This is a genomic window from Serratia sp. CY84636 (assembly GCF_052166245.1).
In the GTDB taxonomy this organism is placed as follows: Bacteria; Pseudomonadota; Gammaproteobacteria; order Enterobacterales; family Enterobacteriaceae; genus Serratia; species Serratia nevei.
On the sequence record NZ_JBJNOX010000002.1, the window covers coordinates 419982 to 443602 of the forward strand.

Annotated in this window: 24 protein-coding genes and 1 other annotated feature; of the genes, 15 read left to right on the forward strand and 9 right to left on the reverse strand. The window is 58.2% G+C overall.

The features are described 5' to 3' along the window. Nucleotides 1-12: 12 nt before the first annotated feature. Complete coding sequence (hxpB, locus tag ACJ8QI_RS06535; RefSeq protein ID WP_049198577.1) at nucleotides 13-678, reverse strand: hexitol phosphatase HxpB; 666 nt, start codon at nucleotides 676-678, stop codon at nucleotides 13-15. A gap of 64 nt (nucleotides 679-742) precedes the next feature. After that, nucleotides 743-2023 (reverse strand): HdeD family acid-resistance protein, encoded by a 1281-nt coding sequence (locus ACJ8QI_RS06540; protein WP_442532248.1) that lies wholly within the window; start codon nucleotides 2021-2023, stop codon nucleotides 743-745. A 185-nt stretch (nucleotides 2024-2208) separates the two neighbouring features. Here ACJ8QI_RS06540 and ACJ8QI_RS06545 point away from each other — a divergent pair, with 185 nt between their 5' ends. Then, complete coding sequence (locus ACJ8QI_RS06545; RefSeq protein ID WP_038877612.1) at nucleotides 2209-2769, forward strand: YniB family protein; 561 nt, start codon at nucleotides 2209-2211, stop codon at nucleotides 2767-2769. 35 nt (nucleotides 2770-2804) lie between these two features. On the opposite strand, the gene ACJ8QI_RS06550 is transcribed toward ACJ8QI_RS06545, so the two are convergent. The 6 genes from ACJ8QI_RS06550 to ghoS all read right to left on the reverse strand — a co-directional run bounded on the left by ACJ8QI_RS06550 (nucleotide 2805) and on the right by ghoS (nucleotide 7888). Continuing rightward, complete coding sequence (locus ACJ8QI_RS06550; RefSeq protein ID WP_004931452.1) at nucleotides 2805-3674, reverse strand: fructosamine kinase family protein; 870 nt, start codon at nucleotides 3672-3674, stop codon at nucleotides 2805-2807. 237 nt (nucleotides 3675-3911) lie between these two features. Further along, the gene (locus ACJ8QI_RS06555; protein ID WP_060440079.1) at nucleotides 3912-4766 is read right to left on the reverse strand and encodes a metal ABC transporter permease; all 855 of its coding nucleotides are present in this window, start codon (nucleotides 4764-4766) and stop codon (nucleotides 3912-3914) included. Next, on the reverse strand, nucleotides 4766-5626 hold the full coding sequence (gene yfeC / locus ACJ8QI_RS06560) for an iron/manganese ABC transporter permease subunit YfeC (RefSeq protein ID WP_049198580.1): 861 nt from the start codon (nucleotides 5624-5626) through the stop codon (nucleotides 4766-4768). The genes ACJ8QI_RS06555 and yfeC overlap by 1 nt, the downstream gene beginning before the upstream one ends. After that, on the reverse strand, nucleotides 5626-6516 hold the full coding sequence (locus tag ACJ8QI_RS06565) for a manganese/iron ABC transporter ATP-binding protein (protein WP_047727680.1): 891 nt from the start codon (nucleotides 6514-6516) through the stop codon (nucleotides 5626-5628). The genes yfeC and ACJ8QI_RS06565 overlap by 1 nt, the downstream gene beginning before the upstream one ends. Continuing rightward, on the reverse strand, nucleotides 6513-7457 hold the full coding sequence (locus tag ACJ8QI_RS06570) for a metal ABC transporter substrate-binding protein (RefSeq protein ID WP_060419234.1): 945 nt from the start codon (nucleotides 7455-7457) through the stop codon (nucleotides 6513-6515). The genes ACJ8QI_RS06565 and ACJ8QI_RS06570 overlap by 4 nt, the downstream gene beginning before the upstream one ends. Nucleotides 7458-7588: 131 nt before the next feature. Beyond that, nucleotides 7589-7888, reverse strand: coding sequence for a type V toxin-antitoxin system endoribonuclease antitoxin GhoS (gene ghoS, locus ACJ8QI_RS06575; protein ID WP_060419232.1), 300 nt, complete (start codon nucleotides 7886-7888; stop codon nucleotides 7589-7591). A 109-nt stretch (nucleotides 7889-7997) separates the two neighbouring features. Between ghoS and ACJ8QI_RS06580 the strand changes: the two genes are divergently transcribed. The 6 genes from ACJ8QI_RS06580 to ACJ8QI_RS06605 all read left to right on the forward strand — a co-directional run bounded on the left by ACJ8QI_RS06580 (nucleotide 7998) and on the right by ACJ8QI_RS06605 (nucleotide 15657). Then, nucleotides 7998-8663 carry a transglycosylase SLT domain-containing protein gene (locus tag ACJ8QI_RS06580; RefSeq protein WP_049295470.1) on the forward strand — a complete coding sequence of 222 codons (666 nt, stop codon included), beginning with the start codon at nucleotides 7998-8000 and terminating at the stop codon, nucleotides 8661-8663. A 309-nt stretch (nucleotides 8664-8972) separates the two neighbouring features. Further along, nucleotides 8973-9698: a gluconate 2-dehydrogenase subunit 3 family protein gene (locus ACJ8QI_RS06585; protein WP_038877597.1), complete on the forward strand. Its 726-nt coding sequence runs from the start codon at nucleotides 8973-8975 to the stop codon at nucleotides 9696-9698. 2 nt (nucleotides 9699-9700) lie between these two features. Next, the gene (locus ACJ8QI_RS06590) at nucleotides 9701-11482 is read left to right on the forward strand and encodes a GMC family oxidoreductase (RefSeq protein WP_442532249.1); all 1782 of its coding nucleotides are present in this window, start codon (nucleotides 9701-9703) and stop codon (nucleotides 11480-11482) included. 12 nt (nucleotides 11483-11494) lie between these two features. Then, nucleotides 11495-12832 (forward strand): c-type cytochrome, encoded by a 1338-nt coding sequence (locus tag ACJ8QI_RS06595; protein WP_060419230.1) that lies wholly within the window; start codon nucleotides 11495-11497, stop codon nucleotides 12830-12832. Nucleotides 12833-13089: 257 nt separating this feature from the next. Next, the gene (locus ACJ8QI_RS06600) at nucleotides 13090-14373 is read left to right on the forward strand and encodes a serine/threonine protein kinase (RefSeq protein WP_033638320.1); all 1284 of its coding nucleotides are present in this window, start codon (nucleotides 13090-13092) and stop codon (nucleotides 14371-14373) included. Nucleotides 14374-14523: 150 nt separating this feature from the next. After that, nucleotides 14524-15657 (forward strand): ABC transporter substrate-binding protein, encoded by a 1134-nt coding sequence (locus ACJ8QI_RS06605; RefSeq protein WP_060440076.1) that lies wholly within the window; start codon nucleotides 14524-14526, stop codon nucleotides 15655-15657. A 40-nt stretch (nucleotides 15658-15697) separates the two neighbouring features. On the opposite strand, the gene ACJ8QI_RS06610 is transcribed toward ACJ8QI_RS06605, so the two are convergent. Then, nucleotides 15698-16384, reverse strand: coding sequence for a MarC family NAAT transporter (locus ACJ8QI_RS06610; protein WP_038877591.1), 687 nt, complete (start codon nucleotides 16382-16384; stop codon nucleotides 15698-15700). Nucleotides 16385-16902: 518 nt separating this feature from the next. On the opposite strand from ACJ8QI_RS06610, the gene ACJ8QI_RS06615 reads away from it, so the two are divergent. From ACJ8QI_RS06615 to pheS, 8 genes are all read left to right on the forward strand, one after another. Continuing rightward, nucleotides 16903-17952 carry a CAP-Gly protein gene (locus ACJ8QI_RS06615; RefSeq protein ID WP_060419224.1) on the forward strand — a complete coding sequence of 350 codons (1050 nt, stop codon included), beginning with the start codon at nucleotides 16903-16905 and terminating at the stop codon, nucleotides 17950-17952. Between the two features lie 239 nt (nucleotides 17953-18191). Further along, entirely contained in the window at nucleotides 18192-18815 is a 624-nt protein-coding gene (locus ACJ8QI_RS06620) for a hypothetical protein (RefSeq protein ID WP_060440074.1), read from the forward strand. Between the two features lie 215 nt (nucleotides 18816-19030). Beyond that, complete coding sequence (gene thrS / locus ACJ8QI_RS06625) at nucleotides 19031-20959, forward strand: threonine--tRNA ligase (RefSeq protein WP_025159696.1); 1929 nt, start codon at nucleotides 19031-19033, stop codon at nucleotides 20957-20959. A gap of 3 nt (nucleotides 20960-20962) precedes the next feature. Next, nucleotides 20963-21514 (forward strand): translation initiation factor IF-3, encoded by a 552-nt coding sequence (infC, locus tag ACJ8QI_RS06630; RefSeq protein WP_048233542.1) that lies wholly within the window; start codon nucleotides 20963-20965, stop codon nucleotides 21512-21514. A 98-nt stretch (nucleotides 21515-21612) separates the two neighbouring features. After that, the gene (gene rpmI, locus ACJ8QI_RS06635; RefSeq protein WP_004931418.1) at nucleotides 21613-21810 is read left to right on the forward strand and encodes a 50S ribosomal protein L35; all 198 of its coding nucleotides are present in this window, start codon (nucleotides 21613-21615) and stop codon (nucleotides 21808-21810) included. Nucleotides 21811-21853: 43 nt separating this feature from the next. Beyond that, entirely contained in the window at nucleotides 21854-22210 is a 357-nt protein-coding gene (gene rplT, locus ACJ8QI_RS06640; protein ID WP_004963673.1) for a 50S ribosomal protein L20, read from the forward strand. A 113-nt stretch (nucleotides 22211-22323) separates the two neighbouring features. Next, nucleotides 22324-22446, forward strand: a sequence feature (Phe leader region). After that, the gene (pheM, locus tag ACJ8QI_RS06645; protein WP_121626058.1) at nucleotides 22328-22372 is read left to right on the forward strand and encodes a pheST operon leader peptide PheM; all 45 of its coding nucleotides are present in this window, start codon (nucleotides 22328-22330) and stop codon (nucleotides 22370-22372) included. It overlaps the preceding feature by 45 nt. A 187-nt stretch (nucleotides 22447-22633) precedes the next feature. After that, nucleotides 22634-23617: a phenylalanine--tRNA ligase subunit alpha gene (pheS, locus tag ACJ8QI_RS06650; protein WP_004931416.1), complete on the forward strand. Its 984-nt coding sequence runs from the start codon at nucleotides 22634-22636 to the stop codon at nucleotides 23615-23617. Nucleotides 23618-23621 lie beyond the last annotated feature (4 nt).

Here is a 23621-nt window from a genome sequence, read left to right on the forward strand (position 1 = left end):
CGGCGCCGCAGGTCAGGCAAAGTGGGCGGGGGTGAGCTGTTCCAGGGTCTCCAGCTGGTGGTCTGCCAGCGCCCAGCGCGGATCGTGGCGGTATTCGGCGGCCGGGATCACGATGGAGCGCATGCGCGCGGCCTTGGTGGCGATCATGCCGTTAAAGGAGTCTTCCAGCGTGATGCAGCGCAGCGGATCGCTGCCCAGCCGTTCGGCGGCGATCAGGTAGACCTCCGGGTGCGGTTTGCTGTACGGCAGGTATTCGGCGGAAACCAGCTGATCGAAGTAGCCCTCAAGATCGAACATCTTCAGCACCTGCTGTTGCATGTGCAGCGGCGAGGCGGAGGCGAGACCGATGTTCAGCCCCTGCTCGCGGCACAGTTCCAGCGCCTGCCGGACCCCCGGCAGCAGCGGGCGGGTCTCGTGCACCAGCTCGATGGCGCGTTCGATAATCCGTGCCGACACCTCATCGAGCGAAACCCCTTGCCACGGCATCGCCTGGTACCACATTTTCACCACCAGATCGATGCGCAGCCCCAGGGTGTCCGGCAGTTTGTGGCGATCGGACAGATCCAGACCCAGCGCGCCGAAGATATCCAGCTCGGCCTGCAGCCACAGCGGTTCCGAATCGATCAACAAGCCGTCCATATCAAAAATTGCGGTTTCAATGCGTTGCGAATAAGCCATTAGCGGTTAACTCCTGCCGGCGCGGGTGAATGTGCCCGACACTCTATCATCGCCGACGGCGAGACTAAAATCTTTGCCTGCGCGTTTGGCTTTTGCCAAAGCGAAGGATATTCCACATCTCGCGCAACTTTAGCCACCAGCGTTGGTGTTGGCGCTCGGTAACCTGTTGCAACATGCGCGCATAGTCCAGCACCAACCCCGGCGTCCAGGTCATGCTTTCGCCACGGCTGCGCAGTACCGCCAGCATCCACAGATTGGGATCCAGCACCAATAACAGAAAACGGCGCCACAGATGTTTATCGCCCAGCACGCCCTCCAGCGCACTGTCGAGCGCGCCGATGACCGTGGTGGAGCAGTTACGCCGGGTCAGGTTGTAAGTCGCATCCTGTCGGTAGCGTAACCAGAATGCGCGCAGCGCCGCCGGGTTATAGCGATAGAACTGAATTTTTTTGTCCGGGGGGCACCAGGCGGCGATCTCGCCCGACAGGTCGGGCAGGAAACGTCCGTCGACGTTGTTCTGTTCGCCGGCATGCAACAACTGGCGGAAATCCTGAACGGAATGGCTGATGTCGTTGAGCGGGTAGTGACTGATATACACATCCGGCGCGAGCGCCAGGGCGGCATGACCGGTGGAGATATTGCCGCCGTTGTCGACCGCCGCGATGTATCGGTCGACGATGTAACGCCGGCGCGGATCTTTAGCCGCACCAATCGGTGTCCAGACATACACCGTGAGCGGCGCAGTCTCATCCGCCGGGGGCGGTGGCTGCCGGATTGGGTGCTGATTCAGAGAAAAGCTTGTCAGTCTCCGGGCGATGCGCAATAAAGCCCAGCCGGAAAGCACCATCATCACGCCGAGGCAAAAGGGCACCGTCATGCGATGCGGCGCCGGCCAGCCGACAAAAATCATCAACGAAAGCAGGATTTCGCCGCCGCCCGCCAGCGCCACGGCTTTCCATCGGCTGTGTTGAATCACCGTGGAGGAGGCGATGCGCACGGCGCCGTCAAGCAGCAGCGCGCTGCCAAACACCACGGTGGCGACGATGTTATCGTCTGCGGGCACGTCCAACATTAAAAAGGCCATAAACACGAAGCCCAGCCCCTTAAGCAGCACCGGCCGGCTGGCCGAAGAGCCGATCACCAGCGCGGCGGATATCGCCACCAGCCCCTCCAGCGCCAGGATGACCGCCAGCGCATCCAGCGCCAGCACGGACCGGCCATCCTGCAGGATGTCGAACAGCATCAGCGCCCCTGCGGCTATCCACAGCCAACCGAACAGCACCAGCAGGCGGCGCTGGCCGTGCAGCGCCTGCGCGCCCAGCAATAAGATAATCAGTCGAATCATGACGGCCTCTGATTAAACGGGTAACGTTATCTCTTCAATGATAGTGCGCGAACGTCGTTAAGCAGTTGATTTCGGCGAATTCGGCTAAGCTTGTAGCACAGCGGGAATGAAGAAAACGGTGGGCGAGTTTCGCCAACTGCAGGTAGACTTAGCCGATTCGGTTACGTCGCTAACAAGGGGAACACATGACGTATCAACAGGCCGGGCGTATCGCCATTTTGAAACGCATTCTCGGATGGGTAGTTTTTATCCCGGCGTTGCTGTCGACGCTGATTTCCGTGCTGGGCTTCATCTATCAGCACAGTGAAAAAACCAAGGGCATCAACGCGGTGATGCTGGATTTTGTTCACGTGATGGTGGACATGGTGCGTTTCAATACGCCGTTCCTGAACCTTTTCTGGTACAACTCGCCGGTGCCTGACGTGGATAAAAGCCTGTTCAGCGGCGCCAATCTGATGTTCATCATTATCTACATACTGATCTTCGTCGGGCTGGCGCTGCAGGCTTCCGGCGCACGCATGTCGCGCCAGGTCAAGTTCATCCGCGAAGGGTTGGAAGACCAGATGATCCTGGAGCAGGCCAAGGGCAGCGAAGGGCACACGCGCCAGCAGCTGGAGGCGCGCATCACGCTGCCGCACCACACCATCTTCCTGCAGTACTTCCCGCTGTATATCCTGCCGATCGTGATTGCGGTGATCGCCTGGTTCGTGATCCGCCTGTTGGGGCAGTTGGCCGGCGCGGCCTGAACCATGAACGGGGCGCCGAGCGGCGCCCCGGAACGTTATGACGCCTCGGGCTGCAACAGCGCCTCCACCGCGCGTTGCGCAGCCACCAGATGCTGGCCGCCGAACAGGTTGCTGCGGTTGAGCAGGTAGTACAGCTGATACAGCGGCTGACGCTCGATAAATCCGGCCCCCAGCGGCCATACGCTCTGATAGCCGTCGTAGATCTGCGGCGGTAGCTCGGGGTACAGCGGCAGCATCGCCAAATCGCACTCCCGGTCGCCCCAGTAGCTGGCCGGATCGAACAGAATCGGCCCGTGGGCGGTCATCGCGCAGTTGCCTGGCCACAGGTTGCCGTGCAGCAGCGAAGGCTGCGGCTGGTGGTGCTGCAAGCGCAGATACACCCGGTCGACGATGTCGTCGATGTCACCGAAGGTCATGCCTTTCTCGGCCGCCAGCTGCAGCTGCCAGCCAATGCGCTGTTCGGCGAAGAATTCCGACCAGCGGCGCTGCCAGGCGTTAGGTTGCGGGGTGGTGGTCAGATCGCTGTCGAAGTCGAGGCCGAACTGCGGTTGCTCGCTCCACTGGTGCAGGTGCGCCAGCTGCTGGCCCAGGCAGTAGGCGCCGTGGGCGTCGAGGGGTTTCAGCTGCTGATACTCCAGTAGCAGGAAGCTGTAGTCGCGATCGCTGCCGACGCCGTACACTTCCGGCACCCGCACGCTTTTGCTGCGCGCCAGCAACGCCAGCTGATCGGCCTCGGCGGTGAATATCGGCAGTTGTTCACGGGCGTCGCATTTCACGAACACCTCGTTGTCACCGTAACTCACGCGCCACGCCGGGTGAATGTCGCCCCCGGGCAGTTCAATCCTTTCGCGTATCTCTGCGCTGCCAAGATGTTCACTTAACAGACGGCTAACGGCTTGCCACATGGTATTTCCCCCTCTGTGCTGCCTGATAATTCATTAGGTTAGCGTCTTTCCCGTGGTGAAAACACGACGCGGCGCACAGCCGGCGTCAAAGGCGGCGATTTTTTCAGCGCCTCGCCAGCTCAAAGTATATACCCTATTGATTAATTTAAGCGCAATACCGGTTGCAACTTGATGACAACGACGCGATGAGCGGGGGAAGGTGATGCGGCGAGCAGAGGGCATCGCCGCATCGGGGAGTTAACCGCCGGTGAGGGCGCCTTGGTTACGCTGTAACGGACGTAGCTTGCTGTACAACAAGGCGATAACGAACAGCACGGCCTGTACGATGACGATGCAGGGGCCGGTGGCGCCGTCGATGTGGAAGCTGATCAGGGTGCCGAGCACGCAGGAGAACACCGATACTATCGTCGCCACCATCAGCATGCGGTCGAAGCGGCGGCACAGCATAAAGGCGATGATGCCGGGGGCGATCAGCATGGCGATCACCAGTATCACCCCCACGGCCTGCAGCGAGGCGACGATGGTCATCGCCAGCAGGCACAGCAGCCCGTAGTGCAGCAGCTTGACCGGCAGGCCAATCACCCGCGCATGATGCGGATCGAAGCAGTACAGCATGAAGTCTTTACGCTTGAGCAGCACCACCGCCAGGGTGATGCCGGCGATCAGCAGGGTTTGCTTCAGCTCGCCGTCGGTAATGCCCAGCATGTTGCCGAACAGAATGTGGCTCAGGTGCTGGTCGGTATCGATGCGCGAGAACAGCACCAGGCCGAAAGCGAACATGCCGGAAAAGACGATGCCCATCACCGTGTCTTCTTTCACCCGGCTGTTCTCTTTCAGGTAGCCGGTGGCTACCGCGCAAAAGATGCCGGAGAGGAACGCGCCGATCGCCAGCGGGATGCCGACCACGAACGCCACCACGATGCCGGGCAGCACCGCGTGCGAGATGGCGTCGCCCATCAGCGACCAGCCTTTGAGCACCAGATAGCAGGAGAGCACGGCGCACACTACGCCGGTGACGATGGCGGCGACGATCGCCCGCTGCATGAACGGGTAGGCGAAGGGTTCGCTGAGCAGTTGATACAGGGTGTCCATCAGCGGCCTCCGGTTTGCGAATGCGCCACGCGGCGCCGGGACGCCAGCAGGCCGTGTTTCGGCGCGAAGAAGAACGCCGCCAGGAACACCAGCGTTTGCAGGGTGACAATCACGCCCCCGGTGGCACCGTCGAGGAAGAAACTCAGGTAGGCGCCGACGCCGCTGGTCAGCGAACCGATGATGATGGCGATGATCACCAGCCGGCTGAAGCGATCGGTCAGCAGGTAGGCGGTGGCGCCCGGCGTGATCACCATGGCGATCACCAAAATGGCGCCGACGGTTTGCAGCGCGGCGACGGTACAGGCGCTGAGCAGGGTGAAGAACAGGATCTTCAGCTTTAGCGGCGACAGGCCGATCGACACCGCGTGGCTTTCGTCGAAGAACACCGCCAGCAGGTCTTTCCACACCAGGCACAGGATCAGCAGCGAAACGCCGATGATGATTTCCACCTGCAGCACGTCTTCGTCGGCGATGCCGAGGATATTGCCGAAGATGATCGACTGTACGTTGACCGAGGTGGGGTTGAGCGACACGATCAGCAGGCCGACGGCGAAGAAGGTGGAGAAGATAAAGCCGATGATGGCGTCTTCGCGCAGCCGGGTGATGTGGCGCACCAGCGTCATCGCCAGCGCCGCCAGCATGCCGGTGAAGAAAGCGCCGGCGGCGTAGGGCAGGCCGAGGGCGTAGGCGCCGGCTACGCCGGGCACCACCGAGTGCGACAGCGCGTCGCCCATCAGCGACCACCCTTTCAACATCAGGTAGGCGGAGAGGAACGCGCAGGCGGCGCCGACGATGGCGCTGACCCAGATGGCTTTCACCATGTAGTTATAACTGAAAGGTTGCAGCAGAAGGTCCAGCATCAGGATTGTTTCTCCCTGGCCTGGCTGTTGGCCGGCGGATCGCTCTTGGTGTGGCCGTAGAACACCGCGGGGCGTTCATCGTCGGTCAACACCGTAACGGTGCGCGGATCGTTGTCGTCGTGCAGATCCGGGCCGGAGAGGTTGATATGGCGCAGCACGCCGCCGAACGCCTGTTCCAGGTTGCTCTGGGTGAAGGTGGTCTCGGTCGGGCCGGCGGCCAGCACCGTGCGGTTGATGAGGATCACCCGATCGCAAAACTCCGGCACGCTGCCGAGGTTATGGGTGGAGACCAGGATCAGGTGCCCCTCGTCGCGCAGCGCGCGCAGCAGCTCGATAATGGCGTTCTCGGTCTTTACATCCACGCCGGTGAACGGCTCGTCCAGCAGCAGTACCGTGCCCTGTTGCGCCAGCGCGCGCGCCAGAAACACGCGTTTTTTCTGGCCGCCGGACAGCTCGCCGATCTGCCGGCTGCGCAGCTCGCTCAGGCCGACGCGCTCCAGCGCCTTGTCGACCCGCAGCCGGTCTTCGCGCGACGGGATGCGCAGGAAGTTCATCTTGCCGTAACGGCCCATCATCACCACGTCTTCCACCAGCACCGGGAAGTTCCAGTCGACGTCTTCGGTCTGCGGCACGTAGGCGATCAGGTTTTTTTTCAGCGCGTCCGCCACCGGTTTGTCGCTCAGCGACACCTGGCCGGCAGTGGGCCTGACCAGGCCCATGATGCTTTTGAACAGCGTCGATTTGCCGCTGCCGTTGACGCCGACCAGCGCGCAGATCGAGCCGCCGCTCAGGGTAAAGCTGGCGTTGTGAATGGCGGTGTGCCCGTTGTTGTAGGTTACGGTGACGTCGTCCACGTTCAATTCAGGGCGGACAAACGGTTCATGGGTCATTGATCGAATCCTTTGGCGATGGTTTGCACGGTGGTATTAAGCAGGTCGATATAGGTCGGTACCGGGCCATCGCGGGTGGACAGCGAATCCACGTACAGCACGCCGCCGTATTTGGCGCCGGTCTCTTTCGCCACCTGCTTGGCCGGCTTGTCGGAAATGGTGCTCTCGCTGAACACCACCGGAATATGGTGGGCGCGCACCGCGTCGATCACCCGGCGCACCTGCTGCGGCGAGCCTTGCTCATCGGCGTTGATCGGCCAAAGATAAACTTCTTTCAGCTGGTAGTCCTGCGCCAGATAGCTGAAGGCGCCTTCGCTGGTCACCAGCCAACGCTGTGCGGCAGGAATGCGCGCCAGGCGTTCGCGCAGCGGGGCGTCCAGCGCGCCGATCTTCTCTGCGTAGGCCTTGGCGTTGCGGTTGTAGGTTTCTGCATGGGCCGGATCGTGCTCTACCAGCGCCTTACGGATGTTCTCGATGTACACCAGCGCGTTGCTCGGCGACATCCAGGCATGCGGGTTCGGGTTGCCGTTATACGGCCCTTCGCGGATCGGCAGTGGGGTGATGCCTTCGGTCACGACCGCCGCCGGCACCTGCTTGATGTTCTCGAAGAAGCGCTGGAACCAGCGTTCCAGGTTCATGCCGTTCCACAGGATCAGATCGGCGTGCTGCGCCTTGACGATGTCGCGCGGGGTAGGTTGATAGTCGTGGATCTCGGCACCGGGTTTGGTGATGGATTCTACCACGGCGGCGTCACCCGCTACGTTCTGGGCGATGTCCTGAATGATGGTAAAGGTGGTCACCACGCGCAGCTTCTTTTCCGCCAGCGCGTGTGGGCTGGCCATAGCGGCGCCGAGCAGCAGGCAGGCGAGCGTGAAAGGGCGTAACAGTGCGGCAGCGCGGGGAAGGCGACTGCGGCGAAAAGCGCAACTTATCAATGGCATGATGACGTCTCCTGGTTCAAATGAAAATGATTATCAATATCAATTGAAGCGAAGTCAAGCGTCACTTGCCCACCGCCGGCGGGGTATTTCTCCAACTGAAAAAATAATACCGTCCGGGGAGTTATAGCATTTTATGTATCAGTATGTAACCGCTGAAGGTAGTCCTTACAGCTGCATATAGTCACCTCAGGCTGTTTTCCCAAGGCCAACTGCCCGAACCCCTGCGCCAGCCGCTGTACATCCTCTTGATCCAGCACGGTTATAAACGCAAAACTGTTGCTGCCGAGTTCGTGGTGAACGCCATTCTCGTCTGTCACCGACGTGACAAAACCCTCCCGCGTCAATTGCCCGGTCAGCTTCGCCAGGTCGGTCAATCCTTCTTCCTGATAGCGAAAAGTCACCACAAAGCAGCTTGTTGCAGATTGACTCATAAATCACCTCTTGGTATATGGATAGCTTGAGATTAGTCCAAAAAATTACTGCAGGTGTCCTTACAAGTTGTATATGCTACGCAACTCATTGAAAGGAGTGAGGGATTCTGTGAAAACAAAAATAGGTTGCCTTACGGCAATTTTACTTTTGTCGGGGTGCGCCAAAGACCCGCAAACGGCAAGCAATATTTCAGGCAGTGGCACAACGCGCGGCGGTTGGTTAAAACCCCCTCCGCAGGCACCGGTAAACCGCACAGGCACGCCGGTTGTTTATAACGATTACATTCGTCAGGCCGCCAGCAACTATGGCGTCGATGAAACGCTGATTAAAGCGATTATTCAGGTGGAGTCCGGGTTTAACCCGAACGTGGTCAGCACCTCGAACGCAGTGGGATTGATGCAGCTTAAGGCTTCTACCGCCGGCCGCGACGCCTATCGCATGAAAGGACGAAGCGGGCAACCCAGCTCGCGAGAGCTGAAGGATCCGGCGGTCAATATTGATCTGGGAACGGCCTATATCAATATTCTTCAAAGCCAGCAGCTAGCCGGGATCAACAACCCACAGACTTTGCGTTATGCCACCATCGTTTCGTACGTGAACGGGGCGGGCGCCATGTTGCGCACCTTCTCCTCGGACAAGCGCGTGGCGGTCAATCGCATCAATCAGATGAGCCCGGATGAGTTTTATCAGCACATCCAGAAAAAGCACCCGGCACCGCAGGCGCCGCGCTATTTGTGGAAGGTGACCACCGCTTATCAGGCGATGTCGCCGTAGCCTCCCATCCTTCTTCAAATCGGCCGCTGAACGCGGCCGATTTTGTTTCCGGCGCCGTTCCAGTGCGCGACCTACTTCTCATTTTTCGTTATTTCCTCGCTGCTTATCGGAAAAACCGCACAAAAAGTTAAATTTACGTTAGCAGATAAATCTTTACGTTCATTCAATAAGTTACCGGTAACATTTTTGCTTTTGCACGCATTGTGACCTTCAATAAATATACAAATAAGTAACAAATTATTTTAAAAACCCGTATCGAACGCAAGGTTGCGGTTAAATAGTTGTGACTATCTTTGGATGGAATGTGACATGTCGAACCATAAAACCAACAATTCGCGGCGCGATTTCTTGTTGAAATCGATGACCTTAATTCCTGCGGCGGTAATTGGTGGCAGCGGCGTTGGCGCGCTGACGGCACCGACACCGGCGGTCGCGGCCTCGAACACCACAACGCAGAACGATTACCAACCGACCTTTTTCACCCCGGAAGAGTGGGCCTTCATCAAGGCCGCCGTCGCGCGCCTGATCCCGGCCGATGAACGCGGCCCCGGCGCACTGGAAGCCGGCGTGCCGGAGTTTATCGATCGCCAGATGAATACCCCGTACGCCACCGGCTCCATCTGGTACATGCAGGGGCCGTTCAACCCCGATGTGCCGAAGGAGATGGGCTATCAGCTGCCGCTGGTGCCCAAGCAAATCTACAACCTCGGCATCAGTGACGCCGACGCCTACAGCAAGAAAACCGCCGGCAAGCCTTTCGCCGAACTGGATGGCGCGCAGCAAGACGCCATGCTGCAAAAGTTCGAGTCCGGCGAGGCGGAGTTCCAGCAGCTGCCGTCGAAACTGTTCTTCTCCTATCTGCTGCAAAACACCCGCGAAGGTTTCTTCAGCGATCCTATCCATGGCGGCAACAAAGACATGGTGGGCTGGAAGCTGATTAATTTTCCGGGCGCGCGCGCCGATTTTATGGACTGGGTTGAGCGAGGGGAGCGTTATCCCTTCCCGCCGGTCTCGATTCGTGGGGAGAGGGGCTAATCATGGCAACGGTAATGAAAAAAGTAGATGCGGTGATCGTCGGCTTCGGCTGGGTGGGCGCGATCATGGCCAAAGAGCTGACCGAGGCCGGCCTCAACGTGGTGGCGCTGGAGCGCGGCCCGATGCGCGACACCTATCCGGACGGGTCTTATCCGCAGGTGATCGACGAGCTGACCTATAACATCCGCCGCAAGCTGTTCCAGGATCTGTCGAAAAGCACCGTCACCATTCGTCACAACAGCAGCCAGACCGCGGTGCCTTACCGCCAGTTGGCGGCGTTCCTGCCGGGCACTGGCGTCGGCGGCGCCGGCCTGCACTGGTCGGGCGTGCATTTCCGCGTCGATCCGATCGAACTGCGCATGCGCAGCCACTATGAAGAGCGCTACGGCAAAAACTTCATTCCGAAGGACATGACCATCCAGGACTTCGGCGTGACCTACGACGAGCTGGAACCGTTCTTCGACAAAGCGGAGAAAGTGTTCGGCACCTCCGGCACCGCCTGGACCATCAAAGGGCAGAAAGTGGCGCAGAAGGGCGGCAACCGCTTTGCGGCAGATCGTTCCAGCGACTTCCCGCTGCCGGCGCAGAAAAATACCTACTCCGCCCAGCTGTTCGAGAAAGCGGCGCTGGAGGTGGGTTACCATCCTTATAACCTGCCGTCCGCCAACACCTCGGACTCTTACACCAACCCGTACGGCGCGCAGATGGGCCCGTGCAACTTCTGTGGTTTCTGCAGCGGCTACGCCTGCTACATGTATTCCAAAGCTTCGCCGAACGTCAACATTTTGCCGGCGCTGCGCATGGAAAAACGCTTCGAGCTGCGCACCAACGCCAACGTGCTGAAGGTCAACCTGACCGACGACAAGTCCCGCGCCACCGGCGTGAACTACGTCGATGCGCAGGGCCGCGAGATTGACCAGCCGGCCGATCTGGTGATCCTGGGCGCGTTCCAGTTCCACAACGTGCACCTGATGCTGCTGTCCGGCATCGGCAAGCCTTACGATCCGGTGACCGGCGAAGGCGTGGTCGGGCGCAACTTCGCCTACCAGAACATGACCACCATCAAGGCGTTCTTCGATAAAGACGTGTTTACCAACCCGTTCATCGGCGCCGGCGGCAACGGCGTGGGCGTGGACGACTTTAACGCCGATAACTTCGACCACGCTAAAGAAGGCTTCGTCGGCGGTTCGCCGTTCTGGGTCAACCAGGCGGGCACCAAGCCGATCTCCGGCCTGCCGACCCCTCCGGGCACCCCGGCCTGGGGCAGCAAGTGGAAAGCGGCGGTGGCGGATGCCTACACCCACCACGTTTCGATGGACGCCCACGGCGCGCACCAGTCGTACCGCAACAACTATCTGGATCTCGATCCCAACTACAAGAACGTCTTTGGCCAGCCGCTGCTGCGCATGACGTTCGACTGGCAGGAAAATGACATCAAGATGGCGCAGTTCATGTACGACAAGATGGTGCCGATTGCCAAGGCGATGAACCCGAAACTGATCGCCGGCAGCCCGAAAAACGCCAACAGCCACTTCGATACCACCAGCTACCAGACTACCCACATGAACGGCGGCGCGGTAATGGGGGAAGATCCGAAGACCAGCGCGGTCAACCGCTATCTGCAGAGCTGGGACGTGCACAACGTGTTCTCGATCGGCGCCTCGGCCTTCCCGCAGGGGCTGGGCTACAACCCGACCGGCACCGTGGCGGCGCTGGCTTACTGGTCTGCCCGCGCTATTCGCGAGCAGTATCTGAAAAACCCAGGCCCATTGGTGCAGGCATAAGGACGGCGAACGATGAAAGCATTTGTACCGGCACTGGTTCTCAGTGCAGTGAGTTTTTCCGTTTGGGCGCAGGACGCCACCGTCAGCAGCGAGCTTATCAAGCGCGGTGAATACCTGGCGCGCGCCGGCGACTGCGTGGCCTGCCACACCGACGGCAAGAGCGGCAAAACCTTCGCCGGCGGTCTGGCGATGGAGACGCCGATCGGCACCATTTACTCCACCAACATCACGCCGGACAAGAAAACCGGCATCGGCGATTACAGCTTCGAAGATTTCGACAACGCGGTGCGTAAGGGCGTAGCCAAAAACGGCAGTACCCTGTATCCGGCGATGCCGTACCCGTCGTTCGCGCTGGTGAAAGAGGAAGACATGCGCGCCATGTATGCCTATTTCATGCACGGCGTGCAGCCGGTGGAGCAGGCCAACAAGGATTCCGACATCCCGTGGCCGCTGTCGATGCGCTGGCCGCTGAGCATCTGGCGCGGCATGTTTGCGCCGTCGCCGGCGGACTTCGTGGCTGACGCCAAAGCCGATCCGGTGATTGAACGCGGTCGTTATCTGGTGGAAGGCCTGGGCCACTGCGGTGCCTGCCATACCCCGCGCAGCATCACCATGCAGGAAAAAGCGTTGAGCAACAGCGAAAGCGACGACTATCTGTCCGGCAGCAACGCGCCGATCGACGGCTGGGTGGCTTCCAGCCTGCGCAGCGACCGTAAGGATGGCCTGGGCAGCTGGAGCGAAGCCGAGCTGACCGAGTTCCTGAAAACCGGCCGTAACGACAAGGCGATCGTGTTTGGCGGCATGAGCGACGTGGTGGAGCACAGCCTGCAATACCTGAGCGACGACGATCTGACCGCCATCGCACGCTACCTGAAATCGCTGCCGCCGAAAGACGGCAAACAGCAGGCGGCGCCGGTCGAAGACAGCGTGGCCAAGGATCTGTGGCGCGGCGACGACAGCAAGCCCGGCGCGGCGCTGTATGTCGATAACTGCGCGGCCTGCCACCGCACCGACGGCGTGGGCTACAAGCGCGCCTTCCCGTCGCTGAAGGGCAACCCGGTGGTGCAGACCGAGGACGCGACCTCGCTGATCCACATCGTGCTGACCGGCAACACTACGCCGGCGGTGCAGGGGGCGGTGTCCAACATCACCATGCCGCCGTTCGGCTGGCGTTTGAACGATCAGCAGGTGGCGGACGTGGTGAACTTCATCCGCACCAGCTGGGGCAACAGCGCCAAACCGGTGAGCGCCTCCGACGTGGCCGACGTGCGTAAAGACCGCTCGATGATCCGCGACGAGAAGGAGATGGGCAGCGCCGAGGTGCCGGACCATCCGGACGCGAAGAAGTAAACCGCTTAAGGGCTCCGCAAGGGGCCCTTAGTTTTTTCTGTGCATGCCGGTTTTTTCAGCATTTCCTGTTCGCAAATTGCCCGTTCGGCCGATAAAACATAGACCCGCAGCGGATTTTTCATTATCCTTTGCCGTCCTTTCATCAGGCGTAAGTATGAAATATCGCTTTAATTCACTGATTACTATTAAAAAGTTCGCGGAGAAGGATATCCCGTTAGGCGCAATCGTTGGCGCCGCAGATTAAGGTAGACTGTCTCATGAGTACGATTTCTCCCGATTCAGGCACGCTGACGGCCGCTCAGCCAGCCAAATGGAACAAAACCGACACCGTCTGGATGTTCGGCCTTTATGCCACCGCGGTGGGTGCCGGCACGCTGTTCTTGCCGATCAACGCCGGTTTGAACGGCCCGCTGGTGCTGTTGTTGATGGCGCTGTTCGCTTTCCCGCTGACCTATTTGCCGCACCGCGCGCTCAGCCGCTTCGTGCTGTCCGGCTCCAGCCGCGACGGCAATATTCACGATGTGGTGGTGGAACACTTCGGCGTGCTGGCCGGCAAAATCATCATGATGCTGTATCTGATGGCGTTCTTCCCGATCGTGCTGGTGTACAGCATTTCGATCACCAACGCGCTGGACAGCTTCCTGATCCATCAGTTCCACGTGGCGCCGCTGCCGCGCATCTGGCTGAGCCTGGCGGTGGTGGTGGTGCTCAATCTGGTGCTGCTGCGCGGCAAAGACAGCATCGTGGCGGCGATGGGCATGCTGGTGTTCCCGCTGTTGGTGTTCCTGATGGGCATTTCGCTGTACCTGATGCCGAGCTGGAATACCGCCAACTTCGTTCACGGCCTGGCCGCCACCCGCTTCGACACGCCGGGGCTGTGGCATTCGCTGTGGCTGGCGGTGCCGGTGATGGTGTTCTCCTTCAGCCATGCGCCGATCATCTCTTCCTTCGCCTCGACGCAGAAGAGCCTGTATGGCGACAAGGCGGAACGCCGCTGCGCGCGCATCATGCGCTACAGCTATGTGCTGATCTGCGTCACCGTGCTGTTTTTCGTGTTCAGCTGCGTGCTGAGCCTGTCCCATGAAGACATGCAGCAGGCGAAAGACCAGAACATCACGGTGCTGACCACGCTGGCCAACAAGTTCTCCAACCCGCTGATCGCCTATCTGGGCCCGGTGATGGCGATGCTGGCAATGGCCAAATCCTATCTCGGCACCTCGCTGGGGGTGACGGAAGGGGCGACCAGCCTGATCGACGGCGTCACGCGCGCGGTCGGCAAACCGCTCAGTTCGCGTATGACGCACCGCATCTCGGCGGTGTCGCTGTTCCTGCTCACCTGGGCGGCGACGGTGTGGAACCCCAGTGCGCTGCACATCATTGAAACCATCAGCGGCCCGCTGATTGCCGCCATCCTGTTCATTCTGCCGATGTACGCGGTGCGCGCGGTGCCGGCAATGCGTAAATACCGCGCGGCGAGCAACGTCTTCGTGCTGGTGATGGGCCTGATTGCGCTGTCGGCGCTGATCTACGGCCTGGTGTGATCCTCAGGGCGCGCCGCTTCCGGCGCGCCTCTTCATCCCGCGTTACACATCCCTTTGCAATTAATCGCCGGGCAATGCGGCGCGACCTTTGATAATGCTAGCCATTCTCATTACTATTCCTTGGTTGAATTGTTTACCAAGGAGCTTTTCGTGCACCGTCGAATCACTCTGTCGGCGCTGGTTTGCGCCGCCGCGCTTTCCGCCCCGGCGATGGCCACTACCTATCCGCTGACCCTGACCGACACTTCCGGCCAGACGCTCACCCTCCAGCAAGAGCCAAAACGCATCGTGGTGCAGGACGGGCGCGATATTCTCACGCTGGCGCTGCTCGATCGCGCCAACCCGTTCGATCGGCTGGTGGCCTGGAATAACCTGCTGAAGAAAAGCGATGCGGCGACCTGGGACATCTTGCAAAGCAAATGGCCGGCGGCGAAAAACATCATCGATATGGGGTTCAGCGACAAGGGCGAAGTCAATTTGGAAAGCGTGATCGCCAAACGCCCCGATCTGATGATCGCCCAGCTGCGTTCCAAACCTTCGCTGAGCCAAACCGGCGTGCTGGATAAGCTGAAGGCGTTGAACGTGCCGGTGCTGTTTATCGACACCATGCTCAAGCCGGTGGAAAACACGCCGAAAAGCGTGACGCTGCTGGGGGAAACCCTCAACCGCGAAAGCGAAGCCAAGCAATATACCGATTATTATCAGCAGCACTATCAGGCCATTCTGGCCAAGACGCAGGCGGTGGAACCCAAGCCGCTGGTGTTCTTTGAAGCCAAGGCCGGCCTGAACGGGCTGGAGTCCTGCTGCTATACCCACGCCCACGTCGGCTGGGGCGCGTTGGTGGAAGCGGTCGGCGCGCGCAATATCGGCTCTGCGCTGCTGCCGGGCGCCACCGGCGACGTGGCGCTGGAAAAAGTGATCAGCATGAAGCCGGACGCCTACATCGTTTCCGGTTCGCAGTGGGCCAGCAAGACCAACGCCGCGGTGCCGTTTGGCTATGGCGTGACGCAGCAGCAGGTGGATGAGGCTTTCAACCGCATGAAGCAGCGCCCGGGGTTCGCTCAGGTGTCGGCGGTGAAGGAAGGGCGGTTCTACGGCATCTACCATAACTTCTACAACCACCCGTACAACATCGTCGGGCTGGAGTATCTGGCGAAGTTTATCTATCCGGCGCAGTTCCCGGATCTGGATCCGGCCAAGACCTACAGCGAGATCCTCAGCCGCTTTACCGAAGTGCCGGAAGGCAAGGGCATTTTGGGCGCGCAGGCGCCGGCGGGGAAATAACGGCAACGGGCGCGACGATCATCGCGCCCGTTTTTTATCGTCAGGCGGCCGGCGTATAGGTGGAGATAATCTCCAGTACGCCGTTGATGATGAACTGCACGCCCATGCACACCAGCAGGAAGCCCATCAGGCGAGAGATCGCCTCGATGCCGCTTTTCCCCACCAAGCGCATGATGGCGCCGGAACTGAGCAGGCAGCCCCACAGGATCACCGCGACCGTCAGGAAGATGGCAACCGGCGCCACGGCCAGTACCCAGGGTTCAAAACCCAGCGTGTTCGCTTTGACGCTCGACGCCGAGCTGATGATCATCGCGATGGTACCCGGCCCGGCGGTGCTCGGCATGGCCAACGGCACGAAGGCGATGTTGGCCGACGTCTTATGGCGCAGCTCGTGCGACTTGCTTTCTACCTCCGGTGCCTCTTCAGGGCTCTGCTGGGGGAACAACATGCGAAAACCGATGAAGGCGACGATCAGCCCGCCGGCGATGCGCAGGCCGGGGATCGAAATGCCGAAGGTGTTCATCACCACCTGCCCGGCGTAAAACGCCACCGTCATGATGCAGAACACATAAACCGAGGCCATCAGCGACTGCTGGTTACGCTCTTCGCGCGTCATATTGCCGGACAACCCGAGCAGCAACGCCACCGTGGTCAGCGGGTTGGCCAGCGGCAGCAGCAGCACCAAACCCAGTCCGATGGCCTGGAATAACTGCAAAATACCCGTCATAAAAAACTCCCTGTGCAACGTTCAAGCCGCCAGGCGGCGGCCCATGAGCTGAACAGCCTAGCCTGCCGTGTGCCTGGCGGCAATGGGGATAGCTCGGAAGGTTAATTAACCGTCGGCCGGCGTTTCCTCTTCGCCATTGCACTCGCCGGCGAGCTCCGGTTCATCCCCACACCCCAGCGGCGCTTCATTGACCGCAATCGCTCGCGGCACTGAACGCGCGCCAAAATGCACCCGCCCATACAGCGTCGCTAATACCGCGCATAGCACGACGAGGACTGCGAGTAACCGGTTCATATTATGAGCTCAAGACCTGTTCACCAGTGAATAACGTAAGGATAGTGATGCCAAGACGCTCTGTCAGCGTGTTGTCGCCGAGAGTAGGCACGTCCGTGCTGTAATTATTATTAATTATTTTTAACTGTTTTTACCATTTAAGCGCTTAAGAGATTAAACACTTCTATACTGGTAAGGCTTTGTGGCATTTCTTTATAATCGAAAAGCTTAAAAGGAGTTTTACTATGGAAGTGGCAAAAGAATGGGTAGCGGCGAAAAAAATCTCCTGGGGCAGCGTCATTGGTGGTGTTATCACCGTATTGGCTGTTTCACTGTTGCTGTCGACGTTGGGCACCAGCCTTGGATTTTCCATCGTGGATCCGACGTCAGACGATCCAATCAATGGAGCCGGTACCACCGTAGTGATTTGGTCCGCTGTTTCAATCATTATTAGCTTGGCTGCCGGCGCTTTTATTGCCGGACGTTTGGCTGCTAATGACGGCCTTATTCATGGCTTCCTGGTATGGGCTACGTCACTGATTGTGGCGGCGGTGCTGGGCGGGATGCTGGTCGGGTCTGCAGTGAAGGCCACCGGCAATGCGCTGGGTGCTATCGCTTCGACCTCTGGCAGCTTGCTCTCCGGTGCCGGTTCAGCGATTGGCAAAGGGGCAGCCGGGTTAGCGGACGTGGGTGGCAAGGTGTTTGACAAGTTGGGTATAGACACCACGTTGGAACCTGAACAGCTGCATGGTGATGTGGTTACGGCGCTTAAAAAAAGTGGTATTCCGTCATTGCAGCCTGAATTCATGCAGCAACAGTTGAATGCGGCCAAGACTGATTTGGCAGACGCAGTAAAAGCCCTGGCACTTCAGCCCGACAATAGCGATGCGATTATTAAGCAACTGGTCGACAAGCTTAAAAAACATGGTGAGGCCATCTCGCAAGATGTGGATCAAGACACACTGAAAAAAGCGCTGGTTGAAAATACCAATATGACGCCGCAGGAAGTAGACCAGACTGTGAAGAATTTGGTCGACGCCAAAAATAAAACTGCGCAGCTGGTTAATCAGCGTTTGGATGAAGCCGAAGCAAAAATCAATCAGGCAAAACAGGAGTATGCTGAGCTGAAACAGAAAGCGCGCGAACAGGCTGCCGCGGCTGCGGACGAATTGTCTCGGGCTGCCCTGTGGTCATTCTTTGCATTGTTGATTGGCGCAGTGGTCAGTGCATTGGCAGGCTTGTGGGGCGTTAACACCAACGCCCGGCGTGTCACCGTATCATCTCCGCAGGCGTAATTTCCAGGCTCGTTTGCGCGTCTCGATGATAGAGGGATGAGAGCCTGAAATACTGACGGTGATGAAATGACAGCCAGGAAAGACTGGCGTTTCCCCCGGCCATGTGCCGGGGTTTTTATTGTTTGCGGCGTGATTAATGACCACCTTTATCGCTGTGTACGGTATTAGGCATCAATTGCCACGATCCCTGAGAACAGGTGGATAACATAGATGCGCTGTAAATAATAATGAATGTGATTATGAAACAAGAGCTGAATATTTTGCTGGGGAAGGCCGTTGCCTTTCTATTCTACGGCGCTTTTTTAGCGGCCTTGGTCGGCCTGGTGTTTATCGACGTACACTGGCTGCATAATTTCGTGCATGAAACCTCGCTGACCGAAGTGGCGCAGGAACTGTTGCTGCTCGCCATCGCCGGTGGTTTTTTCGCCGCGGCCTGGCGACAGGCTGAACGCCGCTCCGCCTGGATGCTGGTCGGCGGCTTCTTTCTCTGCATGTTGATCCGCGAGATGGACTTCGCCTTCGATGCGCTGTGGCACGGCGCGTGGGTGTGGTTCGCGCTGGCGATCGCCTTGGTTTGCCTGTGGCATGCCGCCAGGCACATCGCGGCGACGGTGCGCGGCCTGGCCGATTTCGTAACGCATCCCGGCTACGGCATGATGTGCGCGGGCCTGCTGTGCATTCTGGTGTTTTCCCGCCTGTTCGGCATGAGCGCGCTGTGGCAAACGCTGATGTTGGACGGCTATAACCGGGTAGTGAAAAACATGGTGGAAGAGGGCTGTGAACTGCTGGGCTACGGCCTGTGCCTGCTGGCCACCCTGAGCTACATGAAAACCGTTTTTGCGCCGGATGACGCGAAAGCGTGAGGGCGGCGCTTTATTTATCCGGAACAATTTTAGTGATACTATTCGCTTAGCCGAATGCGGCTGAGAAGGTATGCGTTCCATTCTGTATACCCAGTGAGGTTTCAATCTGGCAATTGTGGGCGAGATCTGAAACCTGGCTGACCAAACCCAAAACCCAATTTTCGTACTGCATGTGATCTGTCGTGTGGGTCACCACTGTAGATAAGGAATTATTAATGCCTGTTATTACTCTTCCTGACGGTAGTCAGCGTCATTTCGACCACCCCGTTTCCCCGATGGATGTCGCGCGCGATATCGGCCCTGGCCTGGCGAAAGCCTGTATCGCCGGCCGAGTCAACGGCGAGCTGGTTGATGCCGGCGATCTGATCGAATCAGATGCGCAGCTGGCCATCATCACCATCAAAGATGAAGACGGTCTGGAAATCATGCGCCACTCCTGCGCGCACCTGCTGGGTCATGCGATCAAGCAGCTGTGGCCGGATACCAAAATGGCGATCGGTCCGGTGATCGACAACGGTTTCTATTATGACGTGGATATCGACCGCACCCTGACGCAGGAAGACCTGGATCTGCTGGAAAAGCGGATGCACGAGTTGGCCGATAAAGATTACGACGTCATCAAGAAGAAGGTCAGCTGGCAAGAAGCCCGCGACACCTTCGCTGAGCGCGGCGAAATCTACAAAGTGGCGATCCTGGATGAGAACATCAGCCATGACGATCGTCCTGGCCTGTATCACCACGAAGAATACGTCGACATGTGCCGTGGCCCGCACGTGCCGAACATGCGTTTCTGCCACCATTTCAAGCTGCAGAAAACCTCCGGCGCTTACTGGCGCGGCGACAGCAAAAACAAAATGCTGCAGCGTATCTACGGCACCGCCTGGGCAGACAAGAAGCAGCTGAACGCCTACCTGCAGCGCCTGGAAGAAGCGGCCAAGCGCGATCACCGCAAGATCGGCAAACAGCTCGACCTGTATCACATGCAGGAAGAAGCGCCGGGTATGGTGTTCTGGCACAACGACGGTTGGACTATCTTCCGCGAGCTGGAAGCCTTCGTGCGCATGAAGCTCAAAGAGTATCAGTACCAGGAAGTGAAAGGTCCGTTCATGATGGACCGCGTGCTGTGGGAAAAAACCGGCCACTGGGAAAACTACAAAGACGCCATGTTCACCACCGCGTCGGAAAACCGCGAATACTGCATCAAGCCGATGAACTGCCCGGGTCACGTGCAGATCTTCAACCAGGGCCTGAAGTCGTACCGCGATTTGCCGCTGCGCATGGGCGAGTTCGGCAGCTGCCACCGCAACGAGCCATCGGGCTCCCTGCACGGCCTGATGCGCGTGCGTGGCTTCACTCAGGATGACGCACACATCTTCTGTACCGAAGAGCAGGTGCGTGCCGAAGTGAACGAATGCATTCGCATGGTCTATGACGTGTACGGCACTTTCGGCTTCGACAAGATCGCCGTCAAGCTGTCTACGCGTCCGGAAAAACGCATCGGCACCGACGACATGTGGACCCGTGCGGAAGAAGACCTGGCCGCCGCGCTGACCGAGAACGGCATTCCGTTTGAATATCAGCCGGGTGAGGGGGCCTTCTACGGACCGAAAATTGAATTTACCCTGCATGATTGTTTGGATCGCGCATGGCAATGTGGTACCGTGCAGCTCGATTTCTTCTTGCCGGGCCGTTTGGGCGCCTCGTACGTTGGCGAAAACAACGATCGCGTCGTGCCGGTAATGATTCACCGCGCCATTTTGGGCTCCATGGAACGCTTCATCGGTATCCTGACCGAAGAATACGCCGGGTTCTACCCGACCTGGATCGCCCCGGTGCAGGTGGTGGTGATGAATATCACCGACAGCCAGTCTGATTACGTCCAGCAATTGACCAAAAAACTGCAGGATGCAGGTATTCGCGTGAAAGCGGACTTGAGAAATGAGAAGATTGGCTTTAAAATTCGCGAACATACTTTACGTCGAGTCCCTTACATGTTGGTGTGCGGCGACAAAGAGGTCGAAGCAGGCAAAGTTGCCGTTCGTACCCGCCGTGGCAAAGACTTGGGAAGCCTGGACGTAAACGAAGTCGTAGACAAGCTGCTGAAAGAGATTCGCAGCCGTAGTCTTCATCAACTGGAGGAATAAAGTATTAAAGGCGGAAAACGAGTTCAACCGGCGCGTCCTAATCGCATTAACAGAGAAATTCGCGCGCAAGAAGTTCGCCTAACCGGCGTCGATGGCGAGCAGATTGGTATTGTCAGTCTGAATGAAGCTCTTGAAAAAGCTGAGGAAGCGGGCGTTGATTTAGTAGAAATCAGCCCAAATGCCGAACCGCCAGTTTGCCGAATCATGGATTACGGCAAATTCCTCTACGAGAAGAGCAAGTCGACGAAAGAACAGAAGAAGAAGCAAAAAGTTATCCAGGTTAAGGAAATCAAATTCCGTCCTGGCACCGATGATGGCGACTATCAGGTCAAACTACGCAACCTGATTCGCTTTCTGGAAGATGGCGATAAAGCCAAAATCACCCTGCGTTTCCGTGGGCGTGAGATGGCGCACCAGCAGATCGGTATGGAAGTGCTTAACCGCGTCCGTAAAGACCTGTGTGAAGATATGGATCTGGCAGTGGTCGAATCCTTCCCTACGAAGATCGAAGGCCGCCAGATGATTATGGTGCTCGCTCCTAAGAAGAAACAGTAAGGCTTACAAGTAATGGAACCCGCGCGGCGCTTGCGCTGTGTGGGTTTTATTCGCCCAACTGATTCGTTGTTTAACAATGCGAAGTGGATTTAATTAAAATGCCAAAGATTAAAACTGTACGTGGTGCAGCCAAGCGCTTCAAAAAAACCGGCAGCGGTGGTTTTAAGCGTAAACATGCCAACCTGCGTCATATTCTGACCAAAAAAGCAACCAAGCGTAAACGTCACCTGCGTCCGAAAGGCATGGTGTCTAAAAACGATCTGGTCCTGGTTACCGCGTGCCTGCCGTACGCATAAGCCATTTTTTTTGAATTTAGAATAAGACTTTAGGAGAGAGCATATGGCTCGCGTAAAACGTGGTGTAATTGCACGCGCACGTCACAAGAAAATTTTGAAGCAGGCGAAAGGTTACTACGGTGCCCGTTCGCGCGTATATCGTGTTGCCTTCCAGGCAGTAATCAAAGCAGGCCAGTATGCTTACCGTGACCGTCGTCAACGTAAGCGTCAGTTCCGTCAGCTGTGGATTGCACGTATCAACGCAGCTGCTCGTCAGAACGGTCTGTCTTACAGCAAGTTCATCAACGGCTTGAAAAAAGCGTCGATCGAAATTGACCGTAAGATCCTGGCTGACATCGCAGTCTTCGACAAAGTGGCCTTCGGCGCACTGGTTGAGAAAGCGAAAGCAGCTCTGGCGTAAGTCAGTAGAAGAGGGAGCTTGCTCCCTCTTTTAATCTTTGTTTTCAGCGACAAATATTGACTTTTAGTGGCCGCCGCTATATCACTGGTGGGCAATCATCGACAAGGTACCGCAATCATGCACGCAGCTATTTTTCGTTTCTTTTTTTACTTTAGCGCCTGATTTCAGGAGGCTTTGCGCGTAAGAAAAGAAACGAAAAGTAGCGCCTAAGCCTCCCTCGTGGAGGCTTTTTTGTTTTTGGCCATCGTCCCGCCTTGCAAAGCGTTGCGGTGAGAGCGGCAGGCGTTGAGCGAGCCTTGTGCCTCGCTGGTGAGTCGCCTGGCCGGCAACGTATTGAAAAGTCTTTGAAGATTGCTCAAAGGCGTGTTCGAATAATAGATAACAATTACTTAGGGCCATCCCGGCCAGAGGAAGAGGAAAGCAATGCCACATCTCGCAGAGCTGGTTGCCAATGCCAAGGCAGCCGTAGAAGATGCCCAGGATGTTGCCGCGTTAGATTTGGTACGCGTCGAATATTTTGGCAAGAAAGGTCATTTCACCTTGCAGATGCAGTCTCTGCGCGACGTACCGGCGGAAGACCGTCCGGCGGCCGGCGCGGTGATCAACCAGGCCAAGCAAGAGGTGCAAGACGCGCTGAACGCGCGTAAGAACGCGCTGGAAAGCGCCGCGCTGAACGCGCGCCTGGCGGCTGAAACCATCGACGTGTCCCTGCCGGGCCGTCGCATGGAGAACGGCGGCCTGCATCCGGTGACCCGCACCATCGACCGTATCGAAACCTTCTTCGGCGAGCTGGGCTTCTCCGTTGCCACCGGCCCGGAAATTGAAGACGATTACCATAACTTCGACGCGCTGAACATTCCAGGGCATCACCCGGCGCGCGCCGACCACGACACCTTCTGGTTCGACGCCACGCGCCTGCTGCGCACCCAGACTTCAGGCGTGCAGATCCGCACCATGAAGAACCAGCAGCCGCCGATCCGCATCATTGCGCCGGGCCGCGTTTATCGTAACGACTACGATCAGACGCACACCCCGATGTTCCACCAGATGGAAGGGCTGATCGTCGATAAAGACATCAGCTTCACCAACCTGAAGGGCACGCTGCACGATTTCCTGAACAACTTCTTTGAAGAAGACCTGCAGGTTCGTTTCCGTCCGTCCTACTTCCCGTTCACCGAGCCGTCCGCTGAAGTGGACGTGATGGGCAAGAACGGCAAGTGGCTGGAAGTGCTGGGCTGCGGCATGGTGCATCCGAACGTGCTGCGCAACGTGGGCATCGATCCGGAAGTTTACTCCGGCTTCGCCTTCGGCATGGGCATGGAGCGCCTGACGATGCTGCGTTACGGCGTCACCGACCTGCGCGCATTCTTCGAAAACGATCTGCGTTTCCTCAAACAGTTTAAGTAAGGCG